Consider the following 12,700-nt stretch of genomic DNA (forward strand, 5'->3'; position numbering starts at 1 on the left):
CCCTTCCCGTGGAGGGGCATGGCCGGCAGCAAGGGCCGGCGGAAACAGGCGGTGGATTATACCGCCCTGTGACGCGGCCTCAACCGCTGCGGCCGGCCTTCTCGAGCCGCGCCAGGCGCCGGGCGATGTCGTCGAGCTGCTTGAAGCGCACCGCGTTGCGACGCCACTGGGCGTTGTCCATGGCGCCGGTCCCGGACGAGTAGATCCCGGGCTCGAGGATCGAGTTGGTCACCAGGCTCATGCCGGTGACCTGCACCCCGTCGGCGATGGTCAGGTGGCCGGAGAGCCCCACCCCGCCCCCCAGCATGCAGTGGCGGCCCACCCGGGTGGAGCCGGCGATGCCCACGCAGCCGGCCAGGGCACTGTGGTCGCCGATCTGCACGTTGTGGGCGATCTGCACCTGGCTGTCGATCTTGACGTCATCGCCGATCAGGGTGTCACCGAGCGCGCCGCGATCGATGCTCGAGCAGCTGCCCACCTCGACGTCGTCGCCCAGCACCACGCCGCCCAGTTGGGCGATCTTGTGCCAGCGTGAGCCGTCATGGGCGAAACCGAAGCCGTCGCCGCCGATCACGCAGCCGCTGTGCAGGATGGCCCGGGCCCCGATCACCACGCCATGGCAGACGGTGACATTGGCGTGCAGCCGCGATCCGGGGCCGATGCGCGAGTTGGCGCCCACCACGCAGCCCGGACCGATGACCACCTCGTCACCCAGCTCGACGCCCGACTCGATCACCGCCTGGGGGCCGATGGCCACCTCCGCGCCCAGGCGGACGTCGTCGGCGACCAGCGCCGTGGGATGGATCCCGGCCGGGGTGCGGCCGGCCAGGGGATCGAAGAGCCGCGACAGCTCGGCGTAGCCGAGGTAGGGATTATCCATCTCCAGGCGCGCCACCGGGCAGCTCTCGGCATGGCCGGGCGGTAGTAGCACCGCCGCGGCCCGGGTTCCCGGCAGGTCCTTGAGGTAGGCGCGGTTGGCGAGGAAGGCCACTTGGTCCGGCTCGGCCTCCCGGAGCGTGGCCAAGCCGCACACCCGCCGTCCGCCGTCGCCCTCCAGGTGGGCTCCCAGGCGCTCGGCGATCTCGGCCAGTGTGAGGGTTCGGGCGTCTTGGTTCATGGGGACTCGCTGTGGTGGGGCGGCCGGCTCAGTAGAGGGTGTTGAGGATCTCGGTGACTTCCCCGGTCAGGTTCTGCAGCTCCCGTTCGGAATGCAGCACGCCGTTCGGGTCCACCAGCACCTCGACCCCGTGGCGATCGATGACCTGCTGGACGGCCTGGTCCAGCTTGGGCTCGGCCTGCTGGAGGAACTGCTGCTCGGACTGCTGGCGCGCCTGGCCGATCTCCTGGCGCAGCTGCTCGAAGCGCTGCCCCTTGCGCTGGAACGCCTGCATGGCCGTGCGCCGCTCAGTCTCGGTCATGCTCTCGCCCTGCTGCTGCAGGCGCTGCTGCATCTGCTCAAGCTCCTGGCCCAGGGATTCGGCCTCCTGCTGCTGGCTGGCGAGGCGATTGCGCAACTCGTTCATGGAACGCTGGGCGACGTCGGTCTCCATCAGCGCGGCGCGCCAGTCGAGCACGGCCACCTCGTCGGCCTGGGCCGGCAGGGTGACGGCGGCCAACAGGCTGAGGCAGAGGGCAGCGGACAGCTTGCGCATGCGAGGGACTCCTCGATAGGGGGCTGGATCAGAAGGTCTGACCCAGCGAGAACTGGAAGAGTTGGGTGTCGTCACCGTCCTTGTCGTTGAGCGGCTCGGCGACGCTGAAGGTCAGCGGCCCCACCGGGGTCAGCCAGGAGAGGCCGACGCCTGCGCTGTAGCGCAGCTCGCCCAGGTCGATGCCGGAGTCGCACGAAGAGGTGAACCCCTCGGGCACGTCATAGCAGTCGGTCAGGAAGGTGTTGCCGGCATCCAGGAACAGCGAGGCCTGAAGCGAGCGCTGGTCCTCGACGAAGGGCACCGGGAAGAGCACCTCGGCGCTGCCCTCCACCAGAATGTTGCCGCCGAGGGTGCGGTCGTCGCCACCGTTGCGCTCGGTGGTGGCCGGCCCCAGGGTGTTGCCGGTGAAGCCGCGTACCGAGCCCAGGCCACCGGAGAAAAAGTTCTCGTAGAACGGATAGGGGTCGTCACCGACGCTGTCCGCGTAGCCCAGCTCGCCGCTGAACTTCAGCCCCCAGGTCTGCTCCTCGTTGAGGGGGAAGATCTGGCGGGCCCGGGCGCGCAGCTTGTAGTACTCGGCGTCGCTGCCCGGCACCGCACTCTCCAGCGACAGGCGCTGGTAGTTGCCGGCGGTGGGCATGATGCCGCGGTTGAGGTTGTTGCGGGTCCAGCTGGCGGTGAGCTTCAGGCTCTGGGCGTCACTACCCTGATCCTCCTCATACTGGATGATTTCGGCCGGTGTATCGCGGAAAGTCCTGAGGGTCAGGTCCTCGACCGCGGCCCCGAAGTTCAGGCGGGCCAGCTCGTTGATCGGATAGCCGAAGTTGATGCCCCCACCGTAGGCGTCGGTGGAGTAGGTCGAGATGTCGGAGTCCTCATAGTCGGTCTCGCGGTAGTAGAGGTTATAGCCGCGCGAGATGCCGCCCAGGGTCCAGTACGGGTCAGTGTAACCGAAGTTGAGGCTGGTGAAGGTGTCGCTGCGCTGGGCACCGATGTTGACCCGGTTGCCGGTCCCCAGGAAGTTGTTCTGGGACAGCGAGGCGCCGTAGATCACCCCGGCGCTCTGGGAGAAGCCGATGCTCGCCGAGATCGAGCCGGAGGGCTGCTCCTCCACGGTGTAGGTGACGTCCAGCTTGTCAGGTTCGCCGGCCACCGGACGGGTCTCCACGTCGACCTGCTTGAAGAAGCCCAGGCGCTCCAGGCGCTGGCGCGACTGGCTGATCGACTCGGTGGAGGCCGGCGCGCCCTCCATCTGGATCATCTCGCGACGCAGCACCTCGTCCTGGGTGGTGGTGTTGCCGATAAACTCTATACGCCGCACGTAAGCCCGGCGCCCCGGCTCGATGCGGAAGGTCAGGTCCACGGTGTCGCCGGTGGTGGCGACCTCGGGAATGCCGTCCACGTTGGCGAAGGCAAAGCCCTCGGCCCCCAGCCGCGAGCGCAGGGCCTCCGCGGAGGCGGTCACGTCGCTGCGCGAGAAGATCTCGCCGGTTTCCACCTCCAGCAGCCCACGGGCCTCGCGCTCGGGGACCCGCAGATCACCGGCGAAGCGGATGTCGCCCAGCCGGTACTGACGCCCCTCGTCGATGTTCACGGTGACAAAGATCCGTGACTTGTCGGGGCTGATCGAGACCTGAGAGGACTCGATGTTGAAGTTCACGTAGCCGCGGTCCAGATAGAAGGAGCGCAGCCGCTCCAGGTCACCGGCCAGGGCCTCACGGGAGTACTCGTCGCTGGAGAACCAGCCGAAGAACCAGCCCGGCTTATCCTCCAGCTCGAAGACCTCGCGCAGCTCGTCATCGGCGAAGTCACGGTTGCCGACGATGTTGATCTGGCGGATCTTGGCCACCGCCCCCTCATCGATGTCGATGTTGACCTGGACCTGGCCCTCGCCGACTTCCTCGACGGAGGTGTCGATCCGCGCGCTGTAGCGCCCCTGGGATTGATAGACCCCCTCCAGTTCGCGCTGGATCTCCTCGAGGGTGGAGAGCTGCAGCACCTGCCCCTCATCCAGCCCGGCCTGCTTGAGGCCGTTGCGCAGGTCCTCGTCGGCGATCTGCTTGTTGCCCTCGATGTTGAGGCGCGCGATGGTCGGGCGTTCGACCACCTGGATGATCAGGACGTCGCCCTCGCGGGCCAGGCTGACGTCCTCGAAGAGGCCCGTGGCGAAGAGCGACCGGGCCGCCTCGGCCAGTTCGCGCTCGTCGACCCGGTCGCGGGCGCTGACAGGAAAGGCATTGAACACGGAGGCGGGCGAGACCCGCTGCAGCCCCTCTACCCTTATGTCGGAAACGTCGAAAGGTTCCGCCAGTGCCGCCTGGGCACCTACGAGCAGCAGCGCCGCCAGTCCGATGGTCTTGATTTTCATGCAGTCGATTCGCTCGCGTTGATCTGCCGTCCTGTCCAGACAGGCACCTTATACATTTGTACTGGCCACTGACAAGCCAGCGCCCGACTACCAGAGCCGCATCAGGTCGAAATACAGCGCCATCAGCATCAGGGTGCCGACCAGCGCCAGGCCGATGCGCAGGCCCACGGCCTGGACCTGTTCGGACACCGGACGACCGCGCACCACCTCGACCAGGTAATAGAGCAGATGGCCGCCGTCGAGCACCGGGATCGGCAGCAGGTTGAGCACCCCCAGGCTGATCGAGAGGTAGGCCAGGAAGCTGACGAAGCTCTCGAGGCCACTGCGCGCCGACTCGCCGGCAATCCGGGCGATGGTGATGGGCCCGGAGAGGTTCGACGGCGAGATCAGCCCTACCACCATCTTGCGGATGGCGCCCAGGGTCAGCACCGTCATCTCGCCGGTGCGCGCCAACGACTGCCCCACGGCGGCCAGCGGGCCGTAACGGATCTCGCGACGGTACTCGTCGGGCCAGCCGACGGCCTCGACGCCGGCGCCGATGTAGCCGATGGACACGCCCTCCTCCAGCTGGTTGCGGCCGGGAGTGACGGTGATCTCGCGGCGCTCGCCGTCGCGCAGCACCTCGAGGGTGAGGGGTCGGCCGGGACTGGCGCGGACCCGGTCGACGAAGGCCATCCAGTCCGCCACCGGCTCACCGTCCACCGCAACGACCTCGTCGCCCACCTGCAGGCCGGCCTCGGCGGCCGCTTCGCCCTCGACCAGCTGGCCCAGCACCGCCGGGATCTCGGGCTGCCAGGGGGTCAGCCCCAGGCTCGGCAGCGGCCGGGGCGGATCCTGGCGCACCAGCCACTCCTCGACCGGCAAGCGATAGGTCCGCGGGTCGGCGGTGGCCTCGTCGCGGGCCTTGACCTCGAGCTCGCCGCTCTCGCCGATGGCCGCGATCAGCTTGAGGTTGATCTCGTCCCAGGAGCGCACCACCTCACCGCGGACCGCGGTGATCTCCTGGCCTGTCTCGAGGCCGCCGCGGCTGGCCGGGGAGTCCGGCGCCACGCTGCCGATCACCGGCGCCACCGTGGTAGTGCCGGCCACGAACAGCGCCCAGTAGGCGACGATGGCCAGCAGGAAGTTGGCCAGCGGCCCGGCCGCGACGACGGCGATGCGCTGCCAGACCGTCTTGTTGTTGAAGGCCTGCGACCGCTCGGCGGGATCGACGGGCCCCTCGCGCTCGTCGAGCATCTTCACGTAGCCGCCCAGCGGGATCGCGGCCACCACGAACTCGGTGCCGTGGCGGTCGACGCGGGACCAGATCGGCTTGCCGAAGCCCACCGAGAAGCGCAGCACCTTCACGCCGCAGCGCCGGGCCACCCAGAAGTGGCCGAACTCGTGGAAGGTGATCAAGAGGCCGAGCACCACGATCACGGCCAGCACGTTCTGGATCAGGCCCAAGGCAATCTCCTTGCAGTCAACAATGTAAAGGCGCGCGCATCATTGCCGCGCCAGCCAGGCGTGTGCCGCGCGCCGGGCGAGGACATCGGCCTCGAGGATGGTCTCGAGGTCCCCGGCCGGTGCGACCAGGCGCTCATCGCGCACCCGAGCCACTAGGTCACCGATGCCGGTGAAGCCGAGGCGGCCGGCCAGGAAGGCCTCCACCGCCACCTCGTTGGCGGCATTGAGCACCGCCGGCGCGGTACCGCCCGCGGCCATGGCCTCCCGGGCCAGGCGCAGGCAGGGAAAGGCCGCCTCGTCGGCGGGCTCGAAGTCGAGTCGCGCGACCCGGAAGAGGTCCAGCGCCTCCACCCCGGCGTCGATACGCTCCGGCCAGGCCAGCCCGTAGGCGATGGGGGTCCGCATATCCGGGTTGCCCAGCTGGGCGATCACCGAGCCGTCGCTGTAGGCCGCCATGGAGTGGATCACGCTCTGGGGGTGCACCACCACCTGAATCTGGTCGGGGCGAGCATCGAACAGCCAGCACGCCTCGATCAGCTCGAGTCCCTTGTTCATCAGGGTGGCGCTGTCCACCGAGATCTTGCGCCCCATGGACCAGTTGGGGTGGGCGCAGGCCTGGTCCGGGGTCACGCGGGCCAGGGCATCTCGCGACCAGCCGCGGAAGGGGCCGCCCGAGGCGGTCAGCAGCAGCTGCGTCACCCCGTGGCACCTCAGGCCACCGCGATGCTCGACGGGTAGACACTGGTAGATGGCATTATGTTCGGAATCGATGGGCAGGAGGGTCGCGCCATGGCGCGTCACGGCGTCCATGAACAGCGCCCCGGACATCACCAGGGCCTCCTTGTTGGCCAGCAGGACGCGCTTGCCGGCCTTCACCGCGGCTAGCGTCGGCAGCAGGCCGGCGGCACCGACGATGGCCGCCATCACGGTATCGACCTCGCGGGCCTCGGCTACCTCGACCAGCGCCTCCCGGCCGGCCCGCACCTCGGTGGCGAGCCCCGCCTCGGCCAGCTGCCCGCGCAGCCAGGAGGCGTCCTCCTCGGCATCGAGCACGGCCACTGCTGGCCGGTGGCGCCGACACTGGGCCAGCAGCGCTTCTCGTGAGCGGTGGGCGGTCAGGGCGTGCACCCGGTAGCGTTCGGGGTGGCGGCCGAGGACGTCCAGGGTGCTGGTGCCGATGGAGCCGGTGGCGCCGAGCACGGTCACGCGGCGCAGGGTCACAGCAGCCCCCCGTGCAACAGCGCGAACAGCGGCACCGCCGCGGTCAGGCTGTCGACTCGGTCGAGCACCCCGCCATGGCCCGGCAATAGCTGGCTGGAGTCCTTGATGCCGCGATGGCGCTTGAGCATGCTCTCGAGCAGGTCGCCCAGCACCGAGGCCAGGGTCACCACCGCCGTCGCCAGCAGCAGCATCAGGCCACCGGCGACTCCGAGGCCCTGCCAGGCGGCGAAGCCGACCGCCAGCAGCGAGGTGACGGCCAGGCCGCCAGCCACGCCCTCCCACGTCTTGCCGGGGCTGACGCTGGGGGCCAGCTTGTGTCGGCCGAGGGCCCGGCCGACGAAGTAAGCACCGATGTCGGCGCCCCACACCAGCAACAGCACGAACAGCAGCCAGACGGCACCGCCCTCGCGCAGCACGCTGAAGCCCACCCAGGTCGGCAGCAGCACCCAGAGCCCCATGGCCAGGCGCATGCCGGTCGAGCGCCACTGCGCCAGGCGCGCTGGATAGCCGGTCACCCAGTAGAGGTTGGCCAGCCAGCCCAGCGCGCCCAGCCACAGCGGCCAGGTCGACAGCACGGCCCCGGTCGCCCAGCACAGCGCCATCAGCACGGCGAGGCCCACCACCGGGAGCAGGCGACGGCTCGGCGGGCTGATGCCGGCGAGGTTGGCCCACTCCCAGGCGGCGAGCAGCACGATGGCGGCGGTGAATAACTGGAACCCCTCACCCTCCAGGCCGAACAGGCCCAACAGGGCCAGAGGGAGCAGCCAGGCCGCGGTGAGGATCCGTTGTCTAAGCACCCTGTGCCTCGATCTGTTCGTCGGTCATGCCGAAGCGCCGCTGCCGTCCCTGAAAGTCGGCCAGCGCACGGTCGAAGGCGGCGCCATCAAAGTCGGGCCACAATACGGGGGTGAAATGCAGCTCGGCATAGGCCATCTGCCAGAGCAGAAAGTTGGAGATGCGCCGCTCACCACTGGTGCGGATACACAGATCCACCGGCGCATCCCCGGACAGGCTCACCTCCTCGTCGAGGGCCCGCTCGTCGATCGCCGCGGGGTCGAGCTCGCCGGCGGCGACCCGCTCGGCCAGCCGCCGGGCAGCACCGGCGATGTCCCAGCGCCCCCCGTAGTTGGCCGCGATCACCAAGTGCAGGCCGGAGTTGTCCCGCGTCAGCGCCTCGGCGCTGGCGATATGCTTCTGGATCGAAGCGGAGAAGCCGCTGCGGTCACCGATCACCGACAGGCGGATGCCGTGCCGATGGAGCTTCCTGACCTCGCGCTTGAGCGCCATGAGGAAGAGCTCCATCAGGGCATTGACCTCGCTGGCAGGCCGCTTCCAGTTCTCGCTGGAGAAGGCGAACAGCGTGAGGGTCTCGATGCCGCGCTCGGCGGCACGGCGGATGACGGCGCGCACCGCCTCGACGCCGGCATGATGGCCACGCACGCCGGACAGGCCACGCGCCTTCGCCCAGCGGTTGTTGCCGTCCATGATGATGGCCACGTGGCGCGGCAGGGGCGCCTCGCCGGCGGTAGGCCCGTCGTCGGGGGTGGCCCCGGAACGGGGAGAGTGCGGTGACGTCATGATGTCTCGCATGGCGGGTAAGAGCGTGTAAGCCGGCGAACCGCGGACGCCTCACCCGCGGTTCGCCGAGGGGCGATCCGTCGCCGGCGGCGCCGTTCGCCGGTGCCGCCCGCCGTCCTCAGACCTGAATCAGGTCGTGTTCCTTGGACTCCAGCGCCTTGTCGATCTCGGCGATGATGCTGTCGGTGAGCTTCTGGATGGCCTCCTCGGCCTGGTGCTGCTCGTCCTCGGTGATCTCCTTCTCCTTGAGCAGCGACTTGAGGTCGCCGTTGGCATCGCGACGCACGTTGCGCACCGCCACCCGGGCATGTTCGGCCTCCTGGCGGGCCTGCTTGATGTAGCCCTTGCGCGTCTCCTCGGTGAGCATCGGCATGGGCACGCGGATCACGTTGCCGGCGCTTGCCGGGTTGAGGCCGAGATCGGAGGTCATGATGGCCTTCTCGATCTTGGGCACCATCTGCTGCTCCCAGGGCACCACGGCCAGGGTCCTGGCGTCCTCGACGTTGATCGAGGCCACCTGATTGAGCGGCACCTGGCCACCGTAGTAGTCCACGGTCACCGCATCCAGGATGCTGGAGTGCGCCCGACCGGTACGGATCTTATTGAAGTTCTGGTGAAGGCCCTCAAGGCTCTTCTTCATGCGACTCTGCGCATCCTTCTTGATGTCATCGATCACTGTCTCACCCTCTGTCAATCAGCGTGCCTTCCTTGCCACCCACCACCAGGTTCAGCAGGGCACCCGGCTTGTTCATGTTGAAGACCCGCACCGGCATGTCATGGTCCCGCACCAGGCAGATGGCGGTCAAATCCATCACCCCGAGCTTCTGGTCGAGCGCATCATCATAGGACAGCTGCTCGTACTTGACCGCCTCGGGGTGCTTGACCGGGTCCTTGTCGTAGACCCCATCGACCTTGGTGGCCTTGACCACCACGTCGGCGTCGATCTCGATGCCGCGCAGGCAGGCCGCGGAGTCCGTGGTGAAGAAGGGATTGCCGGTGCCGGCCGAGAACAGTACCACGTCGCCGGACGTCAGGTAGCGGATGGCGGTCCGGCGGTCGTAATGCTCCACCACGCCACTCATCGGAATCGCCGACATCACCCGCGAACGAATGTTGGAGCGCTCCAGGGCATCGCGCATGGCCAGGGCGTTCATCACCGTGGCCAGCATGCCCATGTGGTCACCGGTGACCCGATCCATGCCCGCCTCGTGCAGGGCCGCCCCGCGGAAGAGGTTGCCGCCGCCGACGACGATGCCGACCTGGACGCCGATCCCCACCAGCTGGCCGATCTCCAGCGCCAGGCGATCCAGCACCTTGGGGTCGATGCCGAACTCGGCATCGCCGGTCAAGGCCTCGCCGGAGAGCTTGAGCAGGATACGCTTGTATTTCGACACCTCGGCGCGGGTCTTCTCGGGCTTGCTGGGGGCGGGCTGATCGGCACTGGTCATGGGGTATCTCCCGGGTTCTCGACGCATGGTGGTGGATGGCCGGATTCACCGGCCGGATACACGAAGGCGTGCGCTCGCGCGCACGCCATCTTCACACTGGAACCTGTGACCTCAGCTGCGCTTGGCCTGTTCCATCACTTCCTTGGCGAAGTCGACATCTTCCTTCTCGATGCCCTCGCCCACCTCGAAACGGGTGAAGCCGACCACCTCGCCGCCGGCCGCCTTGACGAACTCGGCCACGGACTGGTCCGGGTTCTTGACGAAGGGCTGCTCGGTCAGGCTGTTCTCGGCCAGGTACTTCTTCAGGCGGCCCTGGACCATCTTCTCGGCGATCTGCTCGGGCTTGCCGGCCATGTCGGGCTGGGCCAGGATAATCGCCTTCTCGGCGTCCAGCTGCTCCTGGGGCATGTCCTCGGGACGCGCCACGGCCGGGCTGATGGCGGCGACATGCATGGCGACGTCCTTGGCTACCTCGGCGTTGCCGCCCTGGAGCACCGTCAGCACGCCGATGCGGCCGCCATGGACGTACTCGCCGACCAGCTTGCCGTCGCCGGCCTCGACGACGACGCAGCGACGCACGCCGATGTTCTCGCCGATCTTCTGCACCAGCTGCTCGCGGGCGGTCTCGAGCTCACCGGCCATGACGGCGGTCACGTCCTCGCTCTTGGCGGCGAAGAAGGTGTCGGCGATCTTCTCGGCGAAGGCCTTGAAGTTGTCGTCACGGGCGACGAAGTCGGTCTCGGAGTTGATCTCGACCATCACGCCGTAGCTGCCGTCCTCGGCCACGCGGGTGACCACGACGCCCTCGGCGGCGGTGCGGCCGGCCTTCTTGGCGGCCTTGAGGCCGGAATTCTTGCGCAGGTTCTCGATGGCCTGCTCGATGTCACCATCGGTCTCGGTGAGGGCCTTCTTGCACTCCATCATGCCGAGCCCGGTACGCTCGCGCAGTGCCTTGACCTGGGAGGCGCTGATAGCTGCCATGGGTGTCACCTCTGAATATCTCGGGAAGTGGACCGGACCCTCGCAGCGGAGAATCCGGTGAATTCGTAGAAGAAAGGGGGCCGCGGCCCCCTTCTCGTCTAACCGGCATCGATGGCATCGGCATGACAGGCCGCCCACAGCCGCCGATCAGACGGGCCGCGATCACTCGGCGGCGCTGTCGCTTTCCTGAGCGGCGGCCTCTTCGGTCACCTCGACGAACTCGTCGGGGCGACCTTCCTTGGCACGGGCGCAGGCGTCGGCGACGGCCTTGACGTAGATCTGGATGGCACGGATGGAGTCATCGTTGCCCGGGATCACGTAGTCGACGCCATCGGGATCGGAGTTGGTGTCCACCACGCCGATAACCGGGATGCCCAGCTTGTTCGCTTCGTTGATGGCGATGCGCTCATGGTCGACGTCGATCACGAAGAGGGCATCGGGCAGGCCGCCCATGTCCTTGATACCACCCACGGACCGCTCGAGCTTGTCCTGCTCGCGGGTCGCCATCAGCACTTCCTTCTTGGTCAGCTTCTCGAAGGTGCCGTCCTCGTGCATGGCCTCGAGTTCGCGCAGGCGCTTGATGGAGACGCGGATGGTCTTGTAGTTGGTCAGCATGCCGCCGAGCCAGCGGTGGTTGACGAACGGCTGGCCGACGCGATTGGCGTCTGCCTTGATGATCTTGCTCGCGCTGCGCTTGGTGCCGACGAACAGGATCTTGTTGTTGGCCGCGGCCATCTTCTCGACCACATCGATGGCCTCGTTGAGGGCCGGCAGGGTGTGCTCGAGGTTGATGATGTGGATCTTGTTGCGAGCGCCGAAGATGAACTTGCTCATCTTCGGGTTCCAGTACTTGGTCTGGTGACCGAAGTGAGCACCTGCTTTGAGCAGGTCACGCATGTTGACGTGTGCCATGGATGACTCCTGAAAAATCGGGTTAGGCCTCCACGCACCCCATGGATCCGACCGCCGCGTCATCGTGAGATGACCACGACAGCACCCGGGACCATGTGACGGTGCATGTGTGATTTCAAGGCATTGCATTGATTAAGCGCACTTCCCGACCTCGCCGAGGCGCCGAGGGGTCGGCAGGGCTCCGCGATTGCAGGAAAGCGCGCAGATTTATACCATGGATGACCTCTGAGATGAAGTCGTCCGATGTTCGAGCCCGCCGTTGTCCGGGCGACACCACCCCCGATTCGAGATTCCATGAACGTACCCATCAAGACGCCCGACGAGATCGAGAAGATGCGCGAGGCGGGCCGCCAGGCCGCCAGCGTGTTCGAGATGATCCTCCCCCACGTGACGGCCGGCGTGAGCACCGGCAAGCTGGACCGGCTGTGCCACGACTACATCGTCGACGAGCTGGGTTCCACCCCGGCGCCGCTCGACTATCACGGCTTCCCCAAGTCGATCTGCACCTCGATCAACCACGTGGTCTGCCACGGCATCCCGGATGACGCCAAGAAGCTCAAGAAGGGCGACATCATGAACATCGACATCACCGTGAAGACCGCCGACGGCTATCACGGCGACTCCAGCATGATGTTCATCATCGGCGAAACCATCCAGGGCGAGCGCCTGTGCCGAGTCACCCAGGAGTGTCTGTACCGCAGCATCGCCCTAGTGCGCCCGGGCGTGCATCTCTCCGAACTGGCCCGCGCCATCCAGTCCCACGCCGAGGCCAACGGCTATTCGGTGGTGCGCGACTTCTGCGGGCACGGCATCGGCGCCGGCTTCCACGAGGATCCGCAGGTCCTGCACTACGACGGCTACGCCCCCGAGGCCGACATCGCCCTCGAGGAGGGCATGTGCTTCACCATCGAGCCGATGATCAACGTTGGCGACCATCGCACCAAGGTGCTGCGCGACGGCTGGACCGCCGTGACCAAGGACAGGAGCCTGACCGCCCAGTGGGAGCACACCCTGCTGGTCACCGCGACGGGCGTGGAGGTGCTCACCGCCCGTGGCGACGAAGACCTCTCCTTCCTCGACCGCTGAGTCGACCG

The 12,700-nt window shown here is 67.6% G+C and carries 12 protein-coding genes; 1 reads left to right on the forward strand and 11 read right to left on the reverse strand.

Annotated features, from left to right (window positions below):
- Window positions 1–79 precede the first annotated feature (79 nt).
- From lpxD to rpsB, 11 genes are all read right to left on the reverse strand, one after another.
- The gene (lpxD, locus tag OP498_RS05115) at window positions 80–1,117 is read right to left on the reverse strand and encodes a UDP-3-O-(3-hydroxymyristoyl)glucosamine N-acyltransferase (RefSeq protein WP_280552829.1); all 1,038 of its coding nucleotides are present in this window, start codon (window positions 1,115–1,117) and stop codon (window positions 80–82) included.
- 28 nt (window positions 1,118–1,145) lie between these two features.
- A complete protein-coding gene (locus tag OP498_RS05120) occupies window positions 1,146–1,652 on the reverse strand; it encodes an OmpH family outer membrane protein (RefSeq protein WP_280546367.1) in 507 nt (168 codons plus the stop codon).
- Window positions 1,653–1,680: 28 nt separating this feature from the next.
- Entirely contained in the window at window positions 1,681–4,020 is a 2,340-nt protein-coding gene (gene bamA / locus OP498_RS05125) for an outer membrane protein assembly factor BamA (protein WP_280552830.1), read from the reverse strand.
- An 87-nt stretch (window positions 4,021–4,107) separates the two neighbouring features.
- Complete coding sequence (gene rseP / locus OP498_RS05130; RefSeq protein WP_280552831.1) at window positions 4,108–5,466, reverse strand: sigma E protease regulator RseP; 1,359 nt, start codon at window positions 5,464–5,466, stop codon at window positions 4,108–4,110.
- A 39-nt stretch (window positions 5,467–5,505) separates the two neighbouring features.
- Entirely contained in the window at window positions 5,506–6,681 is a 1,176-nt protein-coding gene (ispC, locus tag OP498_RS05135) for a 1-deoxy-D-xylulose-5-phosphate reductoisomerase (RefSeq protein WP_280552849.1), read from the reverse strand.
- Window positions 6,682–6,683: 2 nt separating this feature from the next.
- The gene (locus OP498_RS05140) at window positions 6,684–7,484 is read right to left on the reverse strand and encodes a phosphatidate cytidylyltransferase (protein WP_280552832.1); all 801 of its coding nucleotides are present in this window, start codon (window positions 7,482–7,484) and stop codon (window positions 6,684–6,686) included.
- Window positions 7,477–8,265: a polyprenyl diphosphate synthase gene (uppS, locus tag OP498_RS05145; protein ID WP_280546371.1), complete on the reverse strand. Its 789-nt coding sequence runs from the start codon at window positions 8,263–8,265 to the stop codon at window positions 7,477–7,479. Before uppS ends, OP498_RS05140 begins: the two co-directional genes overlap by 8 nt.
- Before the next feature lie 118 nt (window positions 8,266–8,383).
- Window positions 8,384–8,941 (reverse strand): ribosome recycling factor, encoded by a 558-nt coding sequence (gene frr / locus OP498_RS05150; protein WP_280546372.1) that lies wholly within the window; start codon window positions 8,939–8,941, stop codon window positions 8,384–8,386.
- A gap of 4 nt (window positions 8,942–8,945) precedes the next feature.
- Entirely contained in the window at window positions 8,946–9,713 is a 768-nt protein-coding gene (pyrH, locus tag OP498_RS05155) for a UMP kinase (protein ID WP_280546373.1), read from the reverse strand.
- Window positions 9,714–9,824: 111 nt separating this feature from the next.
- Entirely contained in the window at window positions 9,825–10,694 is an 870-nt protein-coding gene (tsf, locus tag OP498_RS05160) for a translation elongation factor Ts (RefSeq protein WP_280546374.1), read from the reverse strand.
- A 162-nt stretch (window positions 10,695–10,856) separates the two neighbouring features.
- On the reverse strand, window positions 10,857–11,606 hold the full coding sequence (rpsB, locus tag OP498_RS05165) for a 30S ribosomal protein S2 (RefSeq protein ID WP_280546375.1): 750 nt from the start codon (window positions 11,604–11,606) through the stop codon (window positions 10,857–10,859).
- 294 nt (window positions 11,607–11,900) lie between these two features.
- On the opposite strand from rpsB, the gene map reads away from it, so the two are divergent.
- Window positions 11,901–12,692, forward strand: a complete 792-nt coding sequence (map, locus tag OP498_RS05170; RefSeq protein WP_280546377.1) for a type I methionyl aminopeptidase — start codon at window positions 11,901–11,903, stop codon at window positions 12,690–12,692.
- Window positions 12,693–12,700 lie beyond the last annotated feature (8 nt).

This window comes from Halomonas sp. 25-S5, assembly GCF_029889845.1.
Classification (GTDB): domain Bacteria; phylum Pseudomonadota; class Gammaproteobacteria; order Pseudomonadales; family Halomonadaceae; genus Halomonas.

Bases quoted from the DNA above. Each gene is read 5' to 3' on its own strand.
- lpxD (WP_280552829.1), bottom strand. From the start codon at position 1,117: ATGAACCAAGACGCCCGAACCCTCACACTGGCCGAGATCGCCGAGCGC.
- OP498_RS05120 (WP_280546367.1), bottom strand. From the start codon at position 1,652: ATGCGCAAGCTGTCCGCTGCCCTCTGCCTCAGCCTGTTGGCCGCCGTC.
- bamA (WP_280552830.1), bottom strand. From the start codon at position 4,020: ATGAAAATCAAGACCATCGGACTGGCGGCGCTGCTGCTCGTAGGTGCC.
- uppS (WP_280546371.1), bottom strand. From the start codon at position 8,265: ATGACGTCACCGCACTCTCCCCGTTCCGGGGCCACCCCCGACGACGGG.
- pyrH (WP_280546373.1), bottom strand. From the start codon at position 9,713: ATGACCAGTGCCGATCAGCCCGCCCCCAGCAAGCCCGAGAAGACCCGC.
- tsf (WP_280546374.1), bottom strand. From the start codon at position 10,694: ATGGCAGCTATCAGCGCCTCCCAGGTCAAGGCACTGCGCGAGCGTACC.
- rpsB (WP_280546375.1), bottom strand. From the start codon at position 11,606: ATGGCACACGTCAACATGCGTGACCTGCTCAAAGCAGGTGCTCACTTC.
- map (WP_280546377.1), top strand. From the start codon at position 11,901: ATGAACGTACCCATCAAGACGCCCGACGAGATCGAGAAGATGCGCGAG.